Below are 24,212 nucleotides of genomic sequence, written 5' to 3'. Positions count from 1 at the left end.
GAAGAGATGTACTACATCATTTCACACACTCATTGGGATAGAGAATGGTTCGCTCCCACTGACGCAACAAAAAAAATGTTACCAAGTTTATTTCAAAAACTCTTCCAGTTAATTGATAATAATCCTGAATACAAATTCGTGTTAGATGGGCAAATGTTGCTGGTGAAAGATTATCTAAGCAATTTTCAAGGAGAAGAACGAAAAAAAGCAGAAGACGAATTGAAAAAATACTCTAAAAACATAGCTTTTGGGCCATACTACGGACAAATTGATTGGAGAGTCTCTGAAGAAAGCTCAATTAGAAATATTATATTGGGTAATCAGGAAGCTAAAAACTTTGGAAATATTATGAAGATAGGTTGGTTATTGGATAATTTTGGCTTTTTGTCTCAAGTTGCACAAATTAATTCTCAATGTGAAATAGAAAGTTGTTTCCTCTGGAGAGGTTTAAAAATGAAATTTCCAAAAATTGGGTTTACTTGGAGCAGTCCTGATGGTAGCAAAATTCATGGAATATATTTACTAGATAGTTATAGGAATATCATGAGGTTGAAAGATTATCCAGATGTTATGGAAAAAAGATTGGAGTTGGAAATTAACAAGCTAAAAAAATATTCAAAAACTAATTACCTTCCTTTACTAAACGGATACGACCTGGACCCTGTGCCAGAAGATCCCACTGATGGAGAATTAAAAACAGTTTTTCCAGATGAGTTTATAAAAGAGTATTTTAACCAAGAAGACCCATCTTTAATTGGAGAATACGTTGGTGAACTCATGGATGGAAGTATTGTTTCGGTATTTCCTGGTAGTTTATCAACAAGACAGTATTTAAAAATTATGAATTGGCATTCTGAATATATCCTCTCTAAAGTATTAGAGCCGTTAATTGCTATCGTAGATAATTCTGAATACGATAAAGAGATACAAAAGGCTTGGGAATATTTAGTGATGAACTTAGTCCACGACAGCATAGGCGGAGTAGGAGTAGATCAGATTCATGAAGACATGGAAGAAAGATACAATAAAATTAAAGAGATTTTTGAATCAACTTTAAATAAAGTTTTGGATAAGGTAGATCAGGTTTTACCTTTAGGTTACACTTGCCTAAATTTGAATCCTCAGGAATTGCCTGTATTATTTGAAAATAAAGAAACCCTTTATAGATTTTCTGCACCGTCAGGTAGTTTATCAAAAGTTGATTTAAAAAAGTATAAAGTAAGATATTGGGAAAAACCCATAAATAGTTTTCATTGGGAGAACAAACATTTCAAAGCCATCGTCGAAAATGGGAAACTTCATATTAAAAAGGAAAATAAGGATTATTTAATCAAACCAGTTTTGGTAGAAGACAAGGGTGATGAATACTCTTCTGCCTTTGATAAAGAACTGAACTTAACTTTCTCAGGAATGAGATTGAAAGCACGATCAGATAACTACTCCAAAATAGCTCTTGATTTTACCAGTAAAGAAGTTGATTTCACCCTTTCTTTGACATTTTCAGAATTGCCCTATATCAACATCGAAATTGAATCTTTGGGAAAAGGATCAGATTATGGATTACTTTTATCCTTAATCGGAGGTGGAGATATAAATGCCGGTGCTCCTTTTGATTCTGTAAAAAGACCATACGAAATAAAATATGAGGAACCTGAAGAAGAAATGAAAAAGTTTTTAGTTGCTGCAAGAGAAATCGCTTTTAATAACGTTTTTCCTATGAAGGACTACGTTGGTTTAGAAAAGGATGACTATTTTGCAGCCTTTATGGCAAAAGGGATTTATAGTTATACCACACATTCTACGACATCCTTGACCCCGTCTGGGGCGTTTTCTTCAAAAAAAGCTGTTTCTTTAATTTTATTAAGATCCGTAAGTTGGCTTTCTCTCGAAAACGTAAAAGGAAGAATTGGAGATGCCGGTCCCGTAATGTATACTCCTGGAGCAGAAGTAAAAAGAAAAATGAAAATCGAGACCGCCTTTTGTATATCACCAAAAAATGATTTTTTGAAATACAAAAATTCCTTTATCAATCCACCTTTATTGTTTTATAAACATATTAATAATTCAAGCTTAGAAAACCAGGCCAGGGTGGTTCATAAATTCTATTCTTCAGTGGACGAAAATATAGAATTTGTGAATATGAAACCCTCAATAGATAAAGAAGGGATGACTCTACGGTTTTTTAATCCTACTCACAAGAAAAAAGAGATAAGATTACCTCAAAAAGCAATAAAAACCGATTTGTTAGAGAACGAATTAGAAGAATTTGATGGGACGATCAAGCCAAAAGAGATATTAACGTTAAAAATACCTAAGCTATCTTTAAATACTTTTTCTGATGATCAAGGCTCAAAAGTTAACATCGTATATCCTAAATTTACGTGGGATATCTCTGAAGATCTTTCAAAACCGGATATAAGTATAATAAATAAAATGGAAAGAGAAGTCAGAGACCTTAAAGAACAAATAAAGGATATAGATAAGAAAATAAAGGAAACTCAAGGTATTAGTAGATACGAATTGCATTTTGAAAAGTATAAATTAATGAGAAAAGCGTTAGAATTAGAGTTATCCTCGTTATATAACAGATCTAAAATTGAACGTGTGGATTCTTCAAAAATAGAACATATAATTGTAGAGTTGAACGATGTAAGAATAAAAAGAAGGGGAATAGAGTTTTTACTAGCCACTCTCAAATAGTTTCACATCCATACACATTATACAGTGGGGGACATCATTATGAAAAAAATATTTGGTTTAGTACAATTAAATTCAAAATTGAACGACAAAGGAACAAACCTTAAAAAGTTAGATTCATTGATTTCAAAAGAAGTAAAAAAGGCGGATTTATACATTCTACCAGAGTTTTTTAACATAGGATACGATCTTGAAAGTATTAACAATTACGCTGAAAATCTTGCCGAAATTATACCTGACGGAGAAACAACTCAAGAAGTTGTAAGAATAGCAAAAAAATACAACATCTCTATTGTTGCAAACATTTTAGAAAAAGACCCTTTAATAATTGGCAAGTATTACGATACCTCGATTTTAATAGATGAATCAGGTAAATTACTTGGTAAGTATAGAAAAATCTTTGTTTTTCCAAAAGAAAAGTTTAGACTTTCCGAAGGAACGTCTATTGAGATAATAGATTGGAAGGGTATAAAAATAGGTTTATCAATTTGTTATGATCATGCCTTTCCTGAATTATATAGGATAATGGCACTTAGAGGGGCACAAATACTAATAATTACATCTGCTGTTCCAAAAGGTTTTGAAAAATTAGTGGAAGTAAGAACATCCGCACGAGCACAAGATAATCAATTGTTTGCAATCGGTGTAAACGCCGTTGGTAAGCCCTCTGAAGATTCGATCCCTTTCTGTGGAAATTCCATAGCTGTAGATCCGCACGGGGATACCCTAATTAAATTGGGAGACGAAGAAGACGTCATTGCAAACGTAAGTATAGATACCGATAAAATTCTTGAAGAAAGGCTTTTGGAGCCATCACTTCACGAAATAAAGATGTTGAAGATCTACGATGGGATAGATTTCAGAATTGATTAAACAAAAACCCTCCAAAAGTCGCTTATGATTTTGGAGGGTTTTTAAATTTTTAATATTGAAGATCAAATTTTGGGTCGACGGATTTGGCATTTAACTCTCGAGAAGTTTTGACTTCTTTTTTCAAGATCTCTTTCCAAGTATCTAAGAGCTCTTGTAGAAAAGATCTTACTTCTTTTAAAATTTCAGTATCTTTTTTGGTATTTGATTCTAACAATCTTTGATACATGTAATTGTATAGTGCTCTGAGATTTTTAGCAATCTCTCCACCTTTTTCAAGATTCAAAGAAACGTTGAGTTCTGTGACTATGTCTTCAACTCTTATGATCTGTTTATTGGCCTCGGAAAAATTTTTGTTTTCAATAGCTTTTATTGCCTTATTTATTCTTTCGATCGAATTTTGATACAAAAGTTCGACTAACTTTGCAGGACTAGCTGTTTTTATACTGTTTTCAAAATAATAGTTAGCGTTTTGATTATTATTGTACATTCAAATTACACCCCTTTTTTCTCAAGAGTTTTTTGAGCATTTTTTAAAATTGTTTCAAAGGTAGACAAAACTTCACTGAAATCAAATTCAATGATGTCTGAAAGCTCCAAATAATCTTGTTCACCTTGAGATCTAATTATATCTTGGACAACATTTTGTACGTCGTCTAAGTCCCCTGGGTTGTAAAAATCTTCCTCGCTGAAAGCTCGTGTTTGTTCTATGACGTCTAATAGTGCTTGCAAACCTTCTGCAATACTGTTAAGCATTTTATGCCCTTCGTTTGTATTAAGCAAAACTTCTTTTGAAACCCTTTCTAAATTTTCCCTAACCTTACTAATATATTCAAGTGATTGGGAGATAAGATCGAACAAAACTTCTTTTTTTGATGTGAATTCCAACTCTACCTCTTCTCCACCTTCAAAGAAAGAATCCTTTATTTCATCGTAATAATTCAAAGGAATTTCTTTTTCATTGATGGTTATTTTAGTTAAAACGCCTTTCGTTTTGTTAATATAGTCTTGTACCATTTCTTCAAAAGTACTGTACTTATCTACTGGAATATCTAAATTATCAGTTTTTACACCACTTATTTTTAACTTTATATTCTCATCATCAAACATTGTACTCACTCCTTTTTTAGATTAACTTCTAGTATATAATCGTCTAAAAAAGTTATTTCTTTAAATAAAAGTATGATATTTTAATGATATAATAAAAAGAGTGGATTTAAAACTTTTGCAGCTTTGTGCAAAATGGTTCTTTATAATGATTTAGAAACAATTTCCAAATTCTCGTTTGCTACGCAAACGATGTTCTGCGAAATTAGGGGTTCTTAAGGGGGAATCCCCTTAACGCCCCCGGATTAGGAGGGGTCAATATGGCTGATGTGAAAAGTAGAAGAGAGAAAATAAGCAGCAGTTTGGAAGAAGGTTCGATGTTGATTCTTTACTCAGGAAAGAGTCCAGTAAAAAGCGCAGACGAAACCTATAGCTTTACTCCGGATCGAAACTTCTATTATTTTACTGATTTAGATATAGAAAACGCTTATTTAGTAATTCACAAAACCGAATTAAAAACAGTTGAAAAACTATTCATAGAAAGAAACGATCCAAAGTTAGCTAGGTGGGTTGGTGAAAAACCAAGCAAAGAACATTGTTCTAAGTTTAGTAAAATTCAAGAAGAAGATATATCTTTTTTGGATGAATTAAATGGATATATTGGAGACACCTTATCAAGGTTTAACATTAAGAGTCTATATTTGTATTTAAAATCTCCTCATTGGGAAAATTTGACAAAAGAAAAGCTAATTGCTCAAGAAATACAAAGATTATTTCCATATGTCAGTGTAAAAGATGTTTCAGCAAAAATCGCAGAATTGAGAACTATTAAAGATGAAGAAGAAATTAATAATATTAAGAAAGCTATTGAAATTACAAGAGAAGGGATTTTGAACATAATTAAAAATTCAAAACCTGGAATGTACGAGTACGAGCTCGAAGCATATTTCGATTTTTCTTTAAGAAAAAGTGGGGTAAAAGATTTTGCTTTTAAACCAATAGTAGCTTCAGGACCAAACTCTACGATTTTACATTACTCTGCCAATGAACGAAAAACAGAAGAGGGCGATTTAGTATTGTTGGACTTGGGGGCACAATATAATTATTATAGTGGGGATATATCAAGAACTTTCCCCATAACTAGACAGTTTTCCCCAAGACAAGCAGAAATTTACCAAATTGTTTTAAATACCCAGAAAGAAGTTCAGTCACAAGTAAAACCAGGTTTGACCCTTTTTGAATTGAATGAAATCGCAAAGACATCTTTAGCAGAAAGTTGTAAAAAAATAGGATTGATTAAAACCGATGAAGAACTTTCAAAATATTATTTTCATTCTGTGAGTCACTTTTTAGGTTTGGATACCCATGACGTAGGAGGTAAGAATATTCCTTTAAAACCAGGAATGGTTATTACCAATGAACCAGGCCTTTATATAGAAGAAGAGGGTATCGGCGTTCGCATAGAAGATGATCTTCTAATAACTGAGAATGGATGCGAAAACTTGTCCAGAGAAATCCCCAAAGAAATAGAAGAAATTGAATGTATTTGGAGTGTACTTTAATGGTAATTTTGGGAATAGATCCCGGCTACGGGAGGATAGGATACGGCGTCCTTGAAAAAAAAGGTAACATGTTCAACTTAATTGATTATGGTGTAATATACACCAGCAAAGAAGACGAACTTCCCAAAAGGTTACTGAACATAGACGAACAGCTTAGAAACTTAATAGAAACCTATAAGCCTGATGAGTCTGCTGTAGAAAAATTGTACTTCTTTAAAAACGTTGCAACCGCCATACAGGTAGGAGAGGCTAGAGGTGTTATACTACTTTGTTTAGAAAAAGAAAATATACCAATTTATGAATACACACCTTTTCAGATAAAACAGGCTGTTACAGGATATGGAAGGGCTGAAAAAGGACAGATTCAAAGGACTTTAAAATTATTATTGAAGTTGGAAAAGACACCTACTCCAGATGATGCAGCAGACGCATTAGCCACGGCTTTTTGTCATGGAAATTTTAGGAGGAGCTTCAAAAATGCAGGATATTAAAAATTTCTTGATGGAAAATGTAGGTTTTGTTCCTTTTGAACTAAGTGGAGAAATCATTGTAAAAGACGAAGAGGCAGAAATCAATTTACAGGATATAGGTAAAGATATCGATGAAGCTTCATTGAAGCTTTTCTTTAGTAGACTTCTCAAGAGAGAAGTCAAAATCTCTTTTACAAATGATGAAGGACCTGAATTTATCGTAAGAAATTGGCAACAGTTGATAATGAATCATCGTTTAAAAGATTATCTAAGACTTTTAAAGCCAGAATATAACCAAAAAAACAAAATAGTATTTAAAACGTACTCACCGATAGTAATAAACAGGCTAACAAAAGAAAAAGAGGAATTGGATAATATTTTATTTAAATATCTCGGTGACAGAATCCCTTATCAAATCATGATAGATGAAAGTTTAAAACCCACTTTTATCGATGATAGTTATCACAGGCCTGATACCGAGGATAGTAACTTGATGTCTAATTCAGATATTTCCAAAAAATTAGATGATACAGAAAGAGTCGTAATTATGGGAAGGGATTTTAAAAAGGTACCACAACCGTTATCGTTACTTCCTTCAAATGAAGGAAGTAACGTGGTAGTTAACGGGAAAATATTTTACAAAGAGTACAATGAAAAAGGTCCTATATCTACTCTTTATATCACTGATAAAAAAAGTTCCGCGGTTGTAAAAACATTTTCTGAAACGGCTAATAATTTAAACAATGAATTAGATGAGGGAGATAACGTATTAATTGAAGGAAGCATTTTTTATGATTCTTTTAGTCATGAATTTGCAATTAGACCTACAAATATAGTTAAGTTAAAAGAAGAAACTCTCGAAAGGAAAGATAACTACCCCACAAAAAGGGTGGAGCTTCATTTGCATTCAAAACTAAGTGCTATGGAAGGTTTACTCGATGTGGGCGAAATAGTGAAGACGATAAAAAATTGGGGCCATAAGGCGGTAGCTATAACTGATTCTGGTGTTGTTCAAAGTATTCCAGAATTTTATGAAAAAGCGGTCGCAGTAGGTATTAAACCAATTTTTGGGATTCAAGCATATGTCGTTGATGAATTTGTAAATATTATAAGTTTGCTGACAAAAGATAAAAAAATAAGTGAAACTGAGTTTGTTGTTTTTGACTTGGAAACCACTGGATTAGAACCTGCCATGAACGAAATTATTGAGATTGGTGCCGTGAAAATAAAGAATATGAAAATCGTGTCTAAGTTTCATCGTTTGGTGAAGCCAAGAAAACCTGTCTCAAACTTTACAAGTAATTTCACAGGTATAACGAATCAGATGCTGGAAGTTGAAAAACCGATAGAGGAAGTCCTACCTCAATTTTTGAGTTTCATAGAAGGTGCGGTTTTAGTTGCACATAACGCAATTTTTGATTACCGTTTTATACGGGAATGGGTTAGAAGAGTTTATAATGAACACTTTGAGCAAACTTATATAGATACCGTAGCCCTTTCAAAATCCTTGTTAACTTTGAAAAGCTATGGCTTGGCTAAGGTAGTTGAGGAGCTAAAACTCGGTAGTTTTGAACACCATAGGGCTCATGAAGACGCTAATATAACCGCTTTGGTGTTTTTAAAACTTATAGAAATGGCAAAATCCCAGAATGTGGAAATGTTGTCTGATCTTGAAAAATTAAAAAAATTCATAGATTTTAAGAGAATCCAACCGAACGATACGACTATTTTGGTCAAAAACAAAACCGGTCTTAAAAACCTTTATAAACTTGTTTCAAATGCCCATGTAAAATATTTTTACAGAGTACCTAGGATTTTAAAAAGTGAACTATCCCGAATGAGAGAAGGTTTGCTTATAGGTAGTAGTGGAACCGAAGATGGAGAAATCTTTCAGACCTATCTCAGAGGTGGATCTCATGATGAAATTATCGAAATCGCCAAATTTTACGATTATCTGGAATTAACTCCATTGGATGCTTTATCAGATAAAACTATTTCAGAAGAACAATTAAAAAAGATCTATCAAGATATATATAACCTTGGTAACGAATTGAACATGCCAGTTGTAATGGTCTCAAACGCTCATTACTTAGATAAAGAAGATCAAATCTTTTACAACGCATTAAAAGTAGGGGAAAAGAGAAAGACTTCTTCTGCACACAGATATTTGCGTACAACGGATGAGATGATAGAAGAAGCTCAAAGAATTTTTGGGGATAAAGAAATTGCCGAGAAAATTGTCATAACCAATACTAATGAGATTGCAGATCAAATAGAAATAATAAAGCCTCTTAGTAACAAACTTCATCCTCCAAAAATAGAGAATGCAGAAGTAGAGATAGAAGAACTTGCGAAGAAAAAAGCGTATGAAATATATGGGAATCCTTTACCAGAAATTGTTGAAAGCCGATTGAATAGAGAACTAGAATCCATCGTAAAACATGGTTATGCGGTACTTTATCTAATTGCCCAAAAAATCGTACAAAAATCTTTAGAAGATGGGTACTTGGTTGGTTCCAGGGGTTCCGTTGGTTCTTCTTTGGTGGCTACTATGTTGGGAATAACTGAGATAAATCCTCTACCTCCTCATTATATATGTCCAAGTTGTAAAAATGTGGAGTTTTTTGATAAAGAGGAAATAGGTTCTGGGTATGATCTTGTCGATAAAAAATGTGAAAAATGTGGAGCAAAAATGAAAAAAGATGGCCAAGATATCCCATTTGAAACATTCATGGGATTTGAAGGTGACAAAATACCCGATATAGATTTGAATTTTTCTGGAGATTACCAAAACATGGCACATAAATACATAGAAAAAATGTTCGGAGAAGATCATGTTTTTCGAGCGGGTACTATATCAACAATTGCAGATAGAACTGCATTTGGCTTCGCTAAAAAATATTGCGAAGAGCAGGGGATAGTAAAAAATAGTGAAATAATGAGAATAGTCAAGGCGATAACAGGGGTAAAACGAACGACAGGACAACATCCGGGTGGATTAATGATAGTTCCAAAAGAAGAGGAAGTTTACGATTACACACCGATTCAGTTCCCCGCCAATGATAATAAATCAAATGTTCAAACTACTCATTTTGATTACCACGTAATACATAACGATCTTGTAAAATTAGACGCACTCGGGCACGATGACCCTACATTCATTAAAATGATGTCTGATTTAACTGGGGTAGACCCCATGACGATCCCAATGGACGATAAGAAAACTTTGAGTTTGTTCTCTTCTACAAAAGCATTGAAAATAGACTTAAAAAATGAATTGGGTACAACCGTTGGAACGTTAGGGGTCCCGGAGTTTGGTACTACTTTTGTCAGAATGATGTTGGAAGACACAAGGCCAAAGAGTTTTTCTGAATTGGTAAGAATATCTGGCTTATCACATGGCACCGATGTATGGGCTGGAATAGCTAAAAACTGGATAGACAGGAAGATTGCAACTTTAGACGAGGTAATTTCTTGTAGAGATGATATAATGAATTATTTATTATCCAAAGGCGCTCCACCCAAAAGTGCTTTTTCGATAATGGAAAAGGTGAGAAAAGGCAAAGGTATCGACGAAGAAGACATTGAACTAATGAAAGAATTAAAAGTGCCTGAATGGTTCATCATCTCTTGTCAAAAAATTAAATATCTCTTTCCAAAAGCTCATGCGGCTGCTTACGTTAGTATGGCCTTTAGAATCGCATGGTTTAAAGTTCATTATCCTTTAGCTTTTTATTCTACGTATTTTACCGTCAAAGGTGATGAATTCAACTTAAAAGTCATTTTCTCCGGTAGAGATGCAATCAAAAAAAGGATATTTGAACTGCGTAATATGGATTTGGATGTTCGCAAAAAAAATGAGATGGTCGTATTAGAGTTGGCATTGGAAATGATGCTCAGAGGTTATAATTTTAAAATGGTTGATTTGAACAAGTCTGATTCAAAAAAGTTTTTGATAGATGGAAATTCTCTTGTTGTGCCTTTTATCAAGGTCCCTAATCTAGGGGAAAAAGCTGCAGAAAATATTATTAAATCAAGAGAGAGCGGGTTTAAATCCATAGAAGATTTTGCTGCAAAGAGTGGGTGTAACAGAACGAACGTGGAGACTTTAAGGGAATTAGGGGTATTGAAAGACTTGCCAGAAACAAATCAAATGTCACTATTTAAAGGATGAAATAAATGGAAGGTTGGTTGACTTATGGTGAATTAAAAAATATTACAAAACTTCTTGACGCATTCTGTGGTTCCGTTGAACCTTCCTTCAGAAATGCTTACTTTTATTATGACAGGGCTCTCAAAATTTATGCGACAGATGGATGTGCGAAGATATATCTGAATATTACCAAAGAATTCCTTCCGTTTGATGGGGTTGCCTCAGTTCCAATTCAATACTTAAAGGGAATTATAAGGGATACGAAGTTAAAAGATGATTCTTTGGTTAAATTAACTGTAGAAGATAAGCTCATATCCTTTGAAATTCAAGGGATCACATTGAATAGTAAAATCGAAAAGATGGATACCCAACAAATCGAGGTTAGTAGAGAATTTACTTTATTAAGCAAGAAAGAAATAGGATCTTTTCTTAATAAACTTGATTTTGTTTCTGCTTCTGCCAACGAAGGAGATGTCATTGACTTTTTTACGTTCAATGATAACTTAATTTTTGGTTATATGAGTAATTATTATAAATTGAACAGCATCTACGGAAATGTCCGGGAAGAGTTTCATAGAGAAATTCCGTTTATTTCCGCCCGGCATATAGTTAAATCTTTAAACCTTTTGAAAAAAAGTTCTATCCTCGAGTTTGGTATAGACAAAAAAGATATTGTATTAAGAATGCCAGGAATATTCATTAAAATATGTTCGTCCATGCCTTCTTACAATAAAAATTTGTTGGTAACCCAAAAGAGCTTTGTCGAAGAAAAAGAGATCAACACAAGGGAATTAAAAAAGGTTTTATCAAAACTATATGTAACATTTTCTGAAAGTAATATTGCCTACTTACTCTTAAATAAAGGAAACAGCTACATTTACAAAGAAAACAACAATTCAAAAATATCTTTTAAATTGCCCTATTCTTTTGAAAATCAATATTTAATAACGATACATATTAGAAAAATTCGCTCAATTTTATCGAGAATGTCAGAAAATATAATATTTTACTTATCCCCTAAAGAATTAGTTTTGGTAGAAAAGAAAAACGAAAAAAGAGCCAGTTTTTTAGTTCAAGAGTTCAGAAAGTTAACTTAACTAAATTATCTCCCCGAGATAAAGCGTTAACAGTAATTTAGAAAAACATCGTTCTCTTGAAAAGAAATTAAGATATAATTTTGTTGTAATAGCGACAATTTTAGTTATATTTAATTTAGTCGGGGAGGAAATGTATGAAAAGTATTTTAAGTTTCTTTCGGGATTTTGGAAGAATTTTCAAGTCTTTATCAAAAGATTTAGATATGTACGTCGAGAAAGATCCGGTTGCAAAAAACAAGTGGAAGGTATTTTTCACTTCCATCCCTTTTCATGGGTTGATGGCTTACCGTTTTGCTAATTTCTTTTATAGGCACAAGATTTATCCTGTTGCTTACATTATATATGTGTTGAGTAAGATAGTACATTCTATGGATATACATCCCGCAGCCTATATTGAACCTGGAGTAGTCATTGACCACGGTTTTGGCGTTGTTATTGGAGAAACTGCGAGCGTTGGTAGCGGGACATTGATCTACCATGGGGTAACTCTGGGAGCTAAAACTGTTACCACCGGAAAAAGACACCCAATAGTTGGTAAAAATGTTATGATCGGTGCTGGAGCTAAAGTTCTTGGACATATATACATAGGAGATGAATCGGTCATTGGCGCTAACTCTGTCGTTTTAATGGATGTGCCGCCTAAATCATTGGCAGTTGGGGTACCGGCAAAAATTAAAAAAATCAATTGTCCCTCTTCTAATTACTATGACTTAAACAATACGATAAACTCGGATTTTGTAATTTAAATGATTCTATTTAAAAACTTTTAACAGTGAAAGATTTTTTGTTGAATCTAATCTGAAATAAAATTAAACATATGGAAGGTGATCTTTTGATTTACACGTCGATAGGGAACACTCCAATTATTACATTATCAAAGATTATTCAACCTGGAAGGGTTTTTGTTAAATTAGAAAAAAATAATCCCGCAGGTAGTGTAAAAGATAGGCCTGCATTTTTTATGATACGAGATGGTGAAATTAAGAACAAACTTAATGAAAGCCAAAATATAATTGTAGAACCAACGAGTGGAAACACCGGCATAGCTTTGGCAGCAATTGGTAGAAGCAGAGGTTATCGAGTCATATTAACTATGCCTGAAAGTATGAGTGAAGAAAGAAAGAAAATTTTAAAGTTTTTTGGTGCCGAGTTGATACTTACTCCCGCCGATCAAGGAATGAAAGGAGCAATTAACAAAGCTTTAGAGATTGTGAACGAAACAAAAGGGTATATGCCCAATCAGTTCTCAAATCCTGCCAATCCATATTCACATGAAGTAACTACCGGACCTGAAATTATCAAACAGATGGACTATTCTTTGGAAGCTTTTGTTGCAGGAGTAGGAACCGGTGGTACAATAACTGGGGTAGCGAGGGCGTTAAAAAAAGCATTTTCAGAATGTGTTAGAATAGTGGCAGTAGAACCAACCAGTTCACCTGTTATATCTGGAGGTAACCCTGGTAAACATAAGATTCAAGGTATAGGAGCGGGATTCATTCCAGATAATTTGGATCAGAATCTAATCGATGAAGTAATCCAGATAAATGACGAAGAAGCTATTGAAATGACTAAACAACTTGCAAAAGACGAAGGATTGTTTGTAGGGATATCTTCTGGTGCAAATATCCTGGCAGCAGTCAAATTAGCCGATAGAATGGAAAAAGGCAGAAGAATTGTTACCATTGCCCCCGATAGTGGGGATAAATATATGAGTCTATTGTGAATTTATGTTAACATATACATGGTATAATTAGTCTCGATCTTAAACAGAGTAAAGAAACACAGAACAGGAGGAATTATTGATGTCAGAAAAGTATTGCTCTTTTTGTGGGAAACCAGCAAGCCAAGCAGGGGCTTTAATTGCCGGTCCTAACGGTATTTATATTTGTGACGAGTGTATTAATCTTTTTCAAGAGTTAGTTGAAGAGAATAAAACAAAAAACGGGGAAAAGACTGAAACAAAAGTTAAACCTCTTCCAACTCCACGACAGATAAAATCAGAACTTGATAAATATGTAATTGGTCAAGAAACAGCTAAGAAAATAATTTCTGTTGCTGTTTACAATCATTATAAGAGAATATATTCTTCAAAGAATATCAATGATGTTGAGTTAGATAAATCTAACGTTTTATTGATCGGTCCCACAGGTACTGGAAAGACTTTGATCGCTCAAACTTTGGCTCGGATATTAGATGTTCCCTTTGCCATTGCAGATGCTACCACTTTAACTGAAGCTGGGTACGTTGGAGAAGATGTTGAAAACGTTATACTGAGGCTTTTGCAAGCTTGTGATTATGATGTAAAAAAAGCTGAAAAAGGGATAATTTATATCGATGAAATTGATAAAATATCAAGGAAATCGCCAAACCCATCAATCACCAGGGACGTTTCTGGTGAAGGAGTGCAACAGGCACTACTTAAAATTGTTGAAGGGACTTTAGCAAACGTTCCCCCTCAAGGAGGAAGAAAACATCCTTACCAAGAATTTATCCAAATAGATACCTCAAAGATTCTTTTTATTGCAGGAGGGGCGTTTGACGGTTTGACAGACATAATAAAACACAGGGTAAAGGATTCTTCTTTAGGATTTGGAGCCGACATAAAAAGTAACAACAAACAGAGAGATGGTGAGGTCTTAAAAAATATTGTCCAAGATGATCTTATTAAGTATGGGTTAATTCCAGAATTTGTTGGTAGGTTCCCTGTCGTTGCAACCCTCAACGATTTGGATGAAGAAGACCTCATTAAGATCGCCATGGAGCCAAAGAATGCTTTATTCAAACAATATCAAAAGATGTTGGAAATAGAAGGTATAAAGCTAGAAATTACTGCTGAAGCTATGAAAGAGATATGTTCGCAAGCCTTGAAACGAGGCACGGGTGCAAGGGCTTTAAAAACAATATTTGAAGAGATAATGCTCGATGTAATGTATGAAGCTCCGGAGATAAAAAATAAAATTAATAAAATTGTTATAGATGAAGAGGTTGTAACTAAGAAAAAACCAGCCGTGAAAAGGAAAGAAAGCGCTTGAACATATTAGAAAGTGAAAAAGATCCAATCATTTTTGGAATAGAAACATCTTGTGATGAAACGGCTGTGGCGATATTAAAAGGTAAAGATCAACTGCTTTCTAATTTAGTTAATTCACAGATCGATGTTCATAAGGTATTTGGAGGAGTTGTACCAGAAGTTGCCGCTCGAAAACATGTCGAAGTTTTGTACAAACTAAGTTTGAAAGCCTTCGAAGAGGCACAAATTACCCCAAACGACATAGATGCAGTTAGTGTATCTTTCGGCCCTGGATTAATCGGGGCTTTACTTATCGGGGTGAGTTTTGCTAAGGGGATGTCTTTGTCCTTGGGGAAACCGTTAATTGGTGTAAATCATTTAATGGGGCATATATACGCTAACTTTCTCGATTTCCCAAATCTGAAACCTCCTTTTGTCACATTATTAGTTTCCGGTGGACATACAGCAATTTTGCTAGTTAAAGATTATTTGGACTTTGAAATAATAGGGGAAACACGTGATGATGCGGCAGGAGAAGCCTTTGATAAAGTCGCAAGGATTTTGGATTTGGGTTATCCAGGAGGACCAGTTATAGATGAAATTTCAAAAAAGGCTCAAAAATTGTACGATTTTCCTAGACCCTTGTATGATAAAGAATACGACTTTTCTTTTTCTGGCTTAAAAACATCTGTTTTGTATTTTGTAAGAGATTATCCGCAGGCAAAAAAAGAAGATATAGCCGCTTCATTTCAAGAAGCGATAATAGACACACTTGTTCATAAAGTTACTAAATTTGCAATTAAAGAAAGTATAAAAGATATTGTAATAGCAGGGGGAGTTGCTGCAAACTCTCTATTGAGAGAAAAATTGAATGCTTTTAAAGACAAATTGAATATCTATTATCCAAGACAATCGTTATGTACTGATAATGCAGCAATGATATGCCGGGCTGGATACGAAAAATATGTAAGAAACATGTTTGATACGTTAGAGTTGGATGTTGTTCCTAATTTGGGATTATCTAAAATATAACGACATTTAGTTTTGTGGATGGTTGACGGTAAGGGATTATTATGATATAATAACTTTCGGAAAAGTTAATAACTATTATGGAGAGATGGCCGAGTGGTCGAAGGCGCACGCCTGGAGAGCGTGTGACGGTTAAAAGCTGTCCGTGGGTTCAAATCCCACTCTCTCCGCCATTAAAAATAATAAATGCTGGAAAATTCCCAGCATTTATTATATTATTTTCTTATTTTACAGTTTCTTTCATTCCTGCTTTTATTGCTTTTAAATTTATTTCTAGCAATTTTCCCTTTTTCCCTGTCAACTTTTCTTTCAACGCTTCTTCTACGGCTTCAAAGCTTACCGCTTGAGTTGCTTTTAAGTAAGCTCCAAGCATAACCATATTTAAAACTTTTAAATTCCCAAGCTCGTCTGCTATTTCATTGGCTGGTACTTTTACTAACTGTATGTCTTTTCTTTCTGGTTTCCTATCGATCACAGAAGAGTTGATCAACAATAGCCCATTCTCTTTCAATGTTTTTTCAAACTTTATCATAGACGGAATATTGAAGGCAGCAACTTCATTTGGTTCGTCTAAAACTGGCGAGGCAATGTATTCATCAGAGATTATTACCGTACAGTTAGCTGTTCCACCTCGCATTTCAGGTCCGTAGGATGGAAGCCATGTGGTATATTTTCCATCAATCATAGCCGCTAAAGAAATTATCTGACCGAAAAGCATGACACCTTGTCCACCAAAGCCGGCGGCTATTAATCCATGGTATGACATAAAAACACCTCCATTTATTTATTCCCTTTGATATTTGTAAGAACAAGGGAATATAAGATGATTAGTGAACTTCTCCAACTTTATCAACATATACACCTAAAGGGAACTCTTTTACCATATTATCTTCCAACCACTTCATAGATTCTATGGGTGTTAATCCCCAATTAGTGGGACATGTTGATAAAACTTCAACTAAACCAAAACCTATATTATTGAGTTGAGCATAAAAAGCCTTTTTTAAATACTTTTTTGTTTTTATTACGTCTTGTGGAGTTGTAACTTTTGTACGAGCTAGAAACGCCACTCCTGACAATTCTTTTAGAACTTCTGAAACATGAATGGGATACCCTTCAATATTTTCTCTTCTTCCATATGGGGTAGTTGTAGTTTTCATTCCTAAAAGGGTAGTTGGTGCCATTTGCCCTCCTGTCATACCGTATATAGCATTGTTTATAAAAATGGTTGTAATACGTTCTCCTCTGTTTGCTGCATGTATTATTTCTGCGGTTCCAATAGCTGCTAAATCACCGTCTCCTTGGTATGTAAAAACAACATTATCTGGGCTGGCTCTTTTAATACCAGTAGCTACGGCAGGTGCCCTTCCGTGAGCTGCTACAGTGCCATCTACATCAAAAAATTCGTAAGCAAATACGGAACATCCAACAGGTGCAACCATTATAGTTTTCCCTTGTATGTCAAGTTCGTCTATTACTTCAGCGATCAATCTATGAACAATTCCGTGAGAACATCCTGGGCAATATGTAAACTCTTTTCCACTTAATGATGTTGGTGCTTTAAACCTTTCTGCATAGGCCATTAACTTCACCTTCTTTTAAATTATTTCCATTAATTTTGCCAATACTTCTCCCGGGGTTGGAATTATACCGCCTGTTCTTCCATAAAATTCTACAGGCTTTTTTCCGTTGACTGCCAGTCTTACATCTTCCACCATCTGACCAAAACTCATTTCTACTGTGAAGAACAATTTAGCGTTTTCAGCGTATCTTCCTAATTCTTCATATGGAAAGGGCCATAAACTTATTGGGCGAAATACCCCCGCTTTTACGCCTTTTTCTCTGGAACTATCTGCAACTGATTTTACTATTCTTCCCATCGTCCCATAGGCAACCAACACAATTTCCGCATCGTTTAATTTGTATTCTTCAAATAGTTTTTCTTCTTTTACTATTGTTTTGTATTTTTCATGTCTTTGAATATTCATTTTTTCTAATTTTACAGGGTCCAAATCAAAAGATGTAACTCTGTGTACTTCTCGCTGCATTTTTGTTCCAGTCAATGCCCAATCCGAATGATCGGGTAAAGTGTTTAGATTTTTAAAGCTAGGGAATGAAACTGGCTCCATCATTTGACCAAGTAATCCATCTGTTAACACTAACACTGGGATTCTGTACTTATCGGCTACATCGAAAGCACGAATGGTCAATTCAACAGCTTCTTGAAGGGATTCAGGACCATATACGATCAATTTATAATCGCCATGTCCGCCCCCTTTTGTGGCTTGAAAATAGTCTGATTGCGCTGGTTGAATATCTCCTAAGCCAGGTCCTCCTCTCATCACGTTTACAAAAACGCATGGGAGTTCAGCCCCTGCTATGTAAGAAACCCCTTCTTGCATTAAAGAGAATCCAGGAGAAGAAGTGGAGGTCATAACCCTTTTTCCGGTGCTAGCTGCTCCATATATCATATTTGCCACGGCAACTTCACTTTCAGCTTGTAAAAAAGTCCCATTTACTTCAGGTAATCTTCTTGCCATGTATTCTGTTAATTCACTTTGAGGAGTAATTGGGTAACCAAAATATAATCTACATCCTGCTCTTATTGCAGCTTCACCTATTGCTTCTGTACCCTTAACCATAACTTTTTCGGTTTTTTCCATAAAAATCAACTCCTTGCCTTTTCTAGTACTTTTACAGTTATACATACATCGGGACACATTTGATAGCAAAAACCGCATCCTATACAATTTTCGATGTTTTTAACTTGTGCTGGATGATACCCTTTGTTGTTGTACCCTTTAGAAAATTCAAGGACATCTTTGGGACAAGCTTGAATACAGAGACCGCACCCTTTGCACCTTTCTTTATCGATATCAATTGCAAACTTTGTCTCTTTCATCGTTTTCCCTCCAATCATTTATTGGCATTAAGGGGGGTACCCCCTTAAGAACCCCCAAATTTAAATTTATCCCAAAAAAACTTTTTGCACAGAGCCGCAAAAGGGGATACCCCCTTAAGAACCCCCAAATTTAAATTTATCCCAAAAAAACTTTTTGCACAGAGCTGCAAAAGCGTAGCAAACGAGATTTTGGGAGACATTTCTAAAGCATTGCAAACAAACTATTTTGCACAGATCAGCAAAAACCATATTTCCCAAAAAATCTTTGAATCACAAATTTTTCAAACTTAGCGTTTATCTTATCTTCTAAATCTCTAGTTACTACTGTAAATGCGATGGGAATATTTGTTATGTTGGATACTTCTCCTATTATGTTTTCTCCTTCTTCTATGATTTCTTTAGTTGTTTCATTTTGAATGTTTGAATTTACAACTAAATAATTTATTTTTAATCGTGAACTATTTTCTAGAGATTGCAAATTTTTTATTATATATTCCTTAGTATCCATAAAAGGTCTTCTCGTGTTGATTACAAAATACAGAGCACATTTTGCATTATCTATATAATTTTTTAAAGATCCTAAAACTTTTACACCATCTTCGTTTCCCCCGACGTCTATTACCGTTTTATAATCTTGGTTTGTTATGTATCCTCCTATTTCACCAGGTACAATGGGAACGTCTGCATGCATGTATTTTTCTGGGGGAGCGATTACCTTAATATCTTTTCGATTCAATTCTTCAATTTTATCTCTTACCCGAAAATACGGGCTTATTATATCCAAATCCGCAATTGCTACATTCTTGTTCTCTTTTTTTAATTCCAAGGCTACGTTCATAGAAACTTCCGTTTTTCCAGAACCAAACATCCCAACAAAAATATGAACTTGATAATCTTTTAATAAATTTTTCAACATGTATTTAGAGCTCCTTATTAGTACGTTTTTGCTTGTTCTTCTTTTTTTAATACTCTAAGCGCCGCTAAGGCTAAGGCTTTTTCTTCGTCTCCTCCAGGAAACACATACACTGGGGCGATGAAACTTACTTTTTCTTTTATTTGAGGAACAAGAAACTCATTTTCGTATGCCATTCCGCCAGTTAAAGCTATGGCATCAACGTCAAAATTCAAAACTGCTGACATTTTACCTATCCATTTAACGATTTGATGTATCAACCCAGAATATACTAATTCGGCTTTTTTATCCCCGTTTTTTATTCTTTTTACGACCTCTCTCACATCGTTAGTACCTAAATAAGCAATTAACCCTCCATTACCTTTTATGAACTTTCTTATTTCACCTTCAGAATACTTTCCTGAGTAGCAAAGGTCTATAAACCCAACAAGGGGCAACGTCCCAGATCTTTCGGGGGTGAAAGGGCCATCTCCATCAAGGGCATTGTTCACATCAATTACCCTGCCTTTTTTGTGTGCTCCGATGGATATCCCCCCGCCCATATGAACAACGATGAGATTCAAGTCATAATAATCACGGCCTAATTTTTCACTGAGCGATCTTGCTACTGCTTTTTGATTTAAAGCATGAAAAATCGATTTTCTTTGAAAGAAAGGGTGACCTGAAACTCTTGCTATATCTTCCATCTCATCCACCACAACGGGATCGGCTATGTAAGCTTTTACACCAATCTGTTCAGCTAGTTCGTTTGCTATAAGAGCCCCTAAATTTGATTCGTGTTCTCCGTATTTGGCTTTTTGTAACTCTTCTAACATCTGATCGGTTATTTCATAAGTTCCACTTGGTATAGGTCTTAAGAGTCCTCCGCGCCCAATGATGGCTGAAAAACTGTGTAAGTTTATTCCTTCTTCATTCAAAAACTGTAAAATCGTATTCTTCCTCAATTCGTATTGATCGGCAACAGTCTTGTATTTTTTCAATTCGTTCACATCGTGATCTATGACTTTTTTTAGCCTTTGATTTTCATCTTCATAAACAGCAATTTTAGTCGATGTGGACCCTGGATTTATAACGAGAATTTTATACATATGAATTCTCCTTTTTAAATTTAAGACATCAAGATTGAAAACGCCATGGCGTTGAGTTTGGATTCATCACTATCGGCTCTAGAGGTTAAAACTACCGGTTTTTTGCCCCCTACAATTGAACTCGCCAGCTTTGCATCGGCGAAATATACTAAGGTCTTATACAATATGTTTCCCGCTTCTATATCGGGCATGATTAATATATCCGCATCTCCAGCGACTTCACTGTTTATTCCTTTGTGTGTAGCAGCTTCTTTAGAAATGGCATTGTCCATAGCAAAAGGTCCGTCTACTATGCATCCTTTTATCTGGCCTCTTCTGTTCATTTGTGCTAATATTGCCGCTTCTACTGTTGCAGGCATCTTGGGGTTAACCTGCTCTAATGCCCCTACAACGGCAACTTTTGGTGTTTCTATACCTAACTTATGGGCTACTGACACAGCGTTGTTTATAATATCAACTTTTTGTTCAAGAGTTGGAGCAATCACCATACCAGCATCAGAGATTATCAACAACTTGTGGTATCTGGGTATTTCAAAGACACAGACTAAATTCATCGTTTTTCCTGTTTTTAAACCATATTCATCCTTTAAATATACCGATAAAATCTCAGAGGTGTTAAGTTTTCCTTTCATAGGAAGATCGGCTTCTCCATTGGCAACGGCTTGTATTGCTCCTTTTGCTGCTTCAAGAGGGGTTGAAGCATCTCTGATTTCTATGTTGGTGGTATCAAGTCCAATTTCTTCTGATATATGTTGGATCTTTGTTTTATCTCCGTACAAGATAAAGTTACATAAATCAATTTCCTTAGCTTTTTGAACAGCTTTCAAGACAACATCATCTTCGGCAGCTGCCACCGCAATCGTTTTTGATCTGTGCTCATTTTTTACTAATTCGATAATCTGTCTAATGTTCTCAATTTTCATAAAATATTTTCACCCTCCCATATCTTTGTATCTTCCAACTGTTCGAGTGCTCTCAAGGCTCCTAAGGCGAGTCCTTCCATCTCGTAAGCTCCAGGGTAAACCATTACCACCCCTAACTTATCGATCCTTCTTTTGATCAATTCAACAAAGTAGTCACTGTGAGCCATTCCACCAGTTAAGATAATTGCATCGAGATCTCCACCCAGAATTGCTGCCATCCCACCTATTTCCTTTGAGACTTGATAAGCCATGGCTTCTACAATTAATTTTGCATATTCATCTTTTTCGGCAAGTTTTAAAGCATCTTTTAAACTTGCTGTTTTTAAATATGCAAACAAACCTCCTTTTCCTACAAATGTTGATTTGACATCATTTTTGGAGTATGAATGCATATTTTTAAAAATCCATTTTGCAAGGTCCCCCATTGGTAATTCTCCCGTTCTTTGTGAGCTAAAAGGTCCTTCATCTGTTGCGTTGTTAACGTCGATCATAAGGCCTTTTCTCTGCGCACCAACAGAGATTCCACCGCCCAAGTGAGCTATGACAAAATTGCATTTTTCATATTCTTTATTCAATTCTTTAGCAGCGAATCTTGCAACTATTTTCATGTTCAAAGCGTGGAATAAACTGTGTCTTTCAAGTTGTGGTATTCCAGAAATTCTCGCCTCGGGGATAAACTCATCAACAGAAATAGGATCAGTAATGAAAACAGGTAAGCCTTTCGAGGAATTCTTTGATAGTTCAAAGGCTATTACAGCAGCTAGGTTCGATGCGTGTTCAACTCTTGTTTTGGTTTTTAGGTAATTAACCATATCCTCATTCACCTGGTAAGTTCCACTTTTCATAGGAGGAAGTATCCCCCCTCTAGCAGCTATCGCATCTAATTCATTGATAGATATGTTGTATCTTTTTAGAAAATCTTCTACGCACTTTTTACGAAAAGGAAGTTGGTCCATAATCGTTTTACAATTTTCTATCTCGCTAACGGAATGCTCTATACTTTCTGAGATTACTTCTTTCTCATCCTCAAAAAGTGAGAGCTTTGTAGACGTTGCACCTGGATTTATGACCAATATTTTATACATAAAGCTCCTCCCATAATCAGTTTTTTAGGATTTGCTACGGATAGAATTCGCATTTACATAATTTTCTGCAACTTTTCTCAATCTTCTTATACCCTCTTTTATTTCTTCGTGTGAAGGAAGGCAGAAAGATAATCGCATGTGATTTTTTTCCACCTCGTTTACATAAAATGCCTCTCCCGGAACGTACAATACTTTGTTCTTCTTTGCTTCTTCAAACATTTCCATAGTATCTACCCATTCTGGAAAAGTTAACCATATGAAGAGCCCACCCTCCGGGCGAGTCCAACTTACCCCTTGCATATCACCGAATTCCTCTTCTAACGCCTTCAACATCGTATCTTTTTTTGATTTATAAAGTTCTAATGTGGGTTTTAACTGTTCGATCCTATCGTGAGCTTGGAGGTATCTAGCGGCTAGTCTCTGGGTCAAAGATGGTGTACATAGATCTACACCTTGTTTAAGTATTGTTAGCTTTCTTAATAAGTCTTTTGATGCAACAATTATCCCAATTCTCAGACCTGGACACAAAATTTTAGAAAATGTGTTTAATAAGACCGTTCTTTCTGGATCAAGAGAGTAAATTGACGGAATTGGTTCTCCCTCAAATCTCAACGAACCATAAGGATCATCCTCGAGAATTAAAAAATCATATTTATGTGCTAAGTTAATTAATTTCTTTCTTTTTTCTAACGACATAGTTACCCCAGCAGGATTTTGAAATGTAGGCACCACGTAAACGAATTTAAACTTATCTATTTCTCCCTTAGTTACTAACTCTTCTAATTTTTCTTCAAGGATATCAACATTCATTCCATCATCTTCTAAAGGTATTTCCATAAATTTAGGAAACATTTGTCTAAAAGCGCTGACTGCACCCAAATAAACTGGTTTTCCTACAGCACAGTAAGAATCTTCATCGAGCAGTGCTAGACCTATCAATTGTAGGGCTTGCTGGGAACCAACAGTTATCAACATATTCTCCGGAGATACCCCTTCTATTCCTTCGTGTTTTTTTAGTAGATTTATATAAGCGTTTTTTAATTCGTTATCTCCCTCGGTAGGACCATACTGTAGTGTTATTTTGTATTCTTCTTTAACAATTTTTGCCGCAATTTCTCCTAATTCTTCTCGAGGAAAAGTCTCTGGATCAGGTACACCCCCACCAAACGATATCGTTTCAGGCTCAGAAGCTACCTTCAATAATTCCCTTATAATGCTTGCTTTCGCCGTTTTTGCAACTTTTGAAAACTTTTTTTCGTAGTTCATAATTTGCCCCCCTTTTCATTATTTATCCTACAACTCAATTATAATCAAATAATCGAGATAAGTCAAAGTCAGTTACAGACGATTACAGACGTTTATTGAC

At 35.0% G+C, this 24,212-nt stretch carries 21 protein-coding genes and 1 tRNA gene; 11 read left to right on the top strand and 11 right to left on the bottom strand.

The features are described from left to right. The first annotated feature begins 6 nt into the window (after window positions 1-6). Window positions 7-2,700 (top strand): glycosyl hydrolase-related protein, encoded by a 2,694-nt coding sequence (locus X926_RS00195; protein WP_103064499.1) that lies wholly within the window; start codon window positions 7-9, stop codon window positions 2,698-2,700. A gap of 39 nt (window positions 2,701-2,739) precedes the next feature. Then, window positions 2,740-3,570: a carbon-nitrogen hydrolase family protein gene (locus tag X926_RS00190; RefSeq protein WP_103064498.1), complete on the top strand. Its 831-nt coding sequence runs from the start codon at window positions 2,740-2,742 to the stop codon at window positions 3,568-3,570. A gap of 49 nt (window positions 3,571-3,619) precedes the next feature. Here the strand turns inward: X926_RS00190 and fliS are convergent, their stop codons facing one another. Beyond that, window positions 3,620-4,057, bottom strand: coding sequence for a flagellar export chaperone FliS (fliS, locus tag X926_RS00185; protein WP_012209289.1), 438 nt, complete (start codon window positions 4,055-4,057; stop codon window positions 3,620-3,622). A 5-nt stretch (window positions 4,058-4,062) separates the two neighbouring features. Then, complete coding sequence (locus X926_RS00180; RefSeq protein WP_012209288.1) at window positions 4,063-4,677, bottom strand: hypothetical protein; 615 nt, start codon at window positions 4,675-4,677, stop codon at window positions 4,063-4,065. Window positions 4,678-4,934: 257 nt separating this feature from the next. Between X926_RS00180 and X926_RS00175 the strand changes: the two genes are divergently transcribed. The 9 genes from X926_RS00175 (at window position 4,935) to X926_RS00135 (ending at window position 16,108) form a co-directional block, all read left to right on the top strand. After that, window positions 4,935-6,176 (top strand): aminopeptidase P family protein, encoded by a 1,242-nt coding sequence (locus X926_RS00175; RefSeq protein WP_103064497.1) that lies wholly within the window; start codon window positions 4,935-4,937, stop codon window positions 6,174-6,176. Next, on the top strand, window positions 6,176-6,667 hold the full coding sequence (gene ruvC, locus X926_RS00170) for a crossover junction endodeoxyribonuclease RuvC (RefSeq protein WP_012209286.1): 492 nt from the start codon (window positions 6,176-6,178) through the stop codon (window positions 6,665-6,667). The genes X926_RS00175 and ruvC overlap by 1 nt, the downstream gene beginning before the upstream one ends. Further along, a complete protein-coding gene (locus X926_RS00165) occupies window positions 6,654-10,820 on the top strand; it encodes a PolC-type DNA polymerase III (protein ID WP_103064496.1) in 4,167 nt (1,388 codons plus the stop codon). The genes ruvC and X926_RS00165 overlap by 14 nt, the downstream gene beginning before the upstream one ends. 5 nt (window positions 10,821-10,825) lie before the next feature. Beyond that, window positions 10,826-11,896: a hypothetical protein gene (locus X926_RS00160; RefSeq protein WP_103064495.1), complete on the top strand. Its 1,071-nt coding sequence runs from the start codon at window positions 10,826-10,828 to the stop codon at window positions 11,894-11,896. Window positions 11,897-12,030: 134 nt separating this feature from the next. Beyond that, window positions 12,031-12,642, top strand: coding sequence for a serine O-acetyltransferase EpsC (epsC, locus tag X926_RS10370; protein WP_103064494.1), 612 nt, complete (start codon window positions 12,031-12,033; stop codon window positions 12,640-12,642). A gap of 86 nt (window positions 12,643-12,728) precedes the next feature. After that, window positions 12,729-13,619, top strand: coding sequence for a cysteine synthase A (cysK, locus tag X926_RS00150; RefSeq protein ID WP_169926340.1), 891 nt, complete (start codon window positions 12,729-12,731; stop codon window positions 13,617-13,619). A gap of 79 nt (window positions 13,620-13,698) precedes the next feature. Further along, window positions 13,699-14,928 carry an ATP-dependent Clp protease ATP-binding subunit ClpX gene (clpX, locus tag X926_RS00145; RefSeq protein ID WP_012209281.1) on the top strand — a complete coding sequence of 410 codons (1,230 nt, stop codon included), beginning with the start codon at window positions 13,699-13,701 and terminating at the stop codon, window positions 14,926-14,928. Next, window positions 14,925-15,938, top strand: a complete 1,014-nt coding sequence (gene tsaD / locus X926_RS00140; RefSeq protein ID WP_103064492.1) for a tRNA (adenosine(37)-N6)-threonylcarbamoyltransferase complex transferase subunit TsaD — start codon at window positions 14,925-14,927, stop codon at window positions 15,936-15,938. Before clpX ends, tsaD begins: the two co-directional genes overlap by 4 nt. 79 nt (window positions 15,939-16,017) lie before the next feature. Then, window positions 16,018-16,108: transfer RNA gene (locus X926_RS00135), tRNA-Ser, on the top strand. A 50-nt stretch (window positions 16,109-16,158) separates the two neighbouring features. Here the strand turns inward: X926_RS00135 and X926_RS00130 are convergent. The 9 genes from X926_RS00130 to X926_RS00090 all read right to left on the bottom strand — a co-directional run bounded on the left by X926_RS00130 (window position 16,159) and on the right by X926_RS00090 (window position 24,112). Continuing rightward, on the bottom strand, window positions 16,159-16,701 hold the full coding sequence (locus tag X926_RS00130) for a 2-oxoacid:acceptor oxidoreductase family protein (RefSeq protein WP_012209279.1): 543 nt from the start codon (window positions 16,699-16,701) through the stop codon (window positions 16,159-16,161). Between the two features lie 61 nt (window positions 16,702-16,762). Then, entirely contained in the window at window positions 16,763-17,518 is a 756-nt protein-coding gene (locus tag X926_RS00125; protein WP_103064491.1) for a thiamine pyrophosphate-dependent enzyme, read from the bottom strand. A gap of 15 nt (window positions 17,519-17,533) precedes the next feature. After that, the gene (locus X926_RS00120; RefSeq protein ID WP_103064490.1) at window positions 17,534-18,598 is read right to left on the bottom strand and encodes a 3-methyl-2-oxobutanoate dehydrogenase subunit VorB; all 1,065 of its coding nucleotides are present in this window, start codon (window positions 18,596-18,598) and stop codon (window positions 17,534-17,536) included. Between the two features lie 5 nt (window positions 18,599-18,603). Beyond that, complete coding sequence (locus tag X926_RS00115) at window positions 18,604-18,837, bottom strand: ferredoxin family protein (RefSeq protein WP_012209276.1); 234 nt, start codon at window positions 18,835-18,837, stop codon at window positions 18,604-18,606. A 235-nt stretch (window positions 18,838-19,072) separates the two neighbouring features. Continuing rightward, window positions 19,073-19,753 (bottom strand): cobalamin biosynthesis protein CobQ, encoded by a 681-nt coding sequence (locus X926_RS00110; protein WP_103064489.1) that lies wholly within the window; start codon window positions 19,751-19,753, stop codon window positions 19,073-19,075. A 17-nt stretch (window positions 19,754-19,770) separates the two neighbouring features. Beyond that, a complete protein-coding gene (gene buk / locus X926_RS00105) occupies window positions 19,771-20,838 on the bottom strand; it encodes a butyrate kinase (protein WP_012209274.1) in 1,068 nt (355 codons plus the stop codon). Between the two features lie 20 nt (window positions 20,839-20,858). Continuing rightward, a complete protein-coding gene (locus tag X926_RS00100) occupies window positions 20,859-21,761 on the bottom strand; it encodes a bifunctional enoyl-CoA hydratase/phosphate acetyltransferase (protein ID WP_012209273.1) in 903 nt (300 codons plus the stop codon). Continuing rightward, on the bottom strand, window positions 21,758-22,846 hold the full coding sequence (gene buk / locus X926_RS00095) for a butyrate kinase (RefSeq protein WP_012209272.1): 1,089 nt from the start codon (window positions 22,844-22,846) through the stop codon (window positions 21,758-21,760). The genes X926_RS00100 and buk (X926_RS00095) overlap by 4 nt, the downstream gene beginning before the upstream one ends. Window positions 22,847-22,870: 24 nt before the next feature. After that, entirely contained in the window at window positions 22,871-24,112 is a 1,242-nt protein-coding gene (locus X926_RS00090) for a PLP-dependent aminotransferase family protein (RefSeq protein WP_012209271.1), read from the bottom strand. Between the last annotated feature and the right edge of the window lie 100 nt (window positions 24,113-24,212).

Source organism: Petrotoga sp. HWHPT.55.6.3 (genome assembly GCF_002895495.1).
Classification (GTDB): Bacteria; Thermotogota; Thermotogae; order Petrotogales; family Petrotogaceae; genus Petrotoga; species Petrotoga mobilis.
This window is presented reverse-complemented; position numbering and strand designations above follow the sequence as displayed.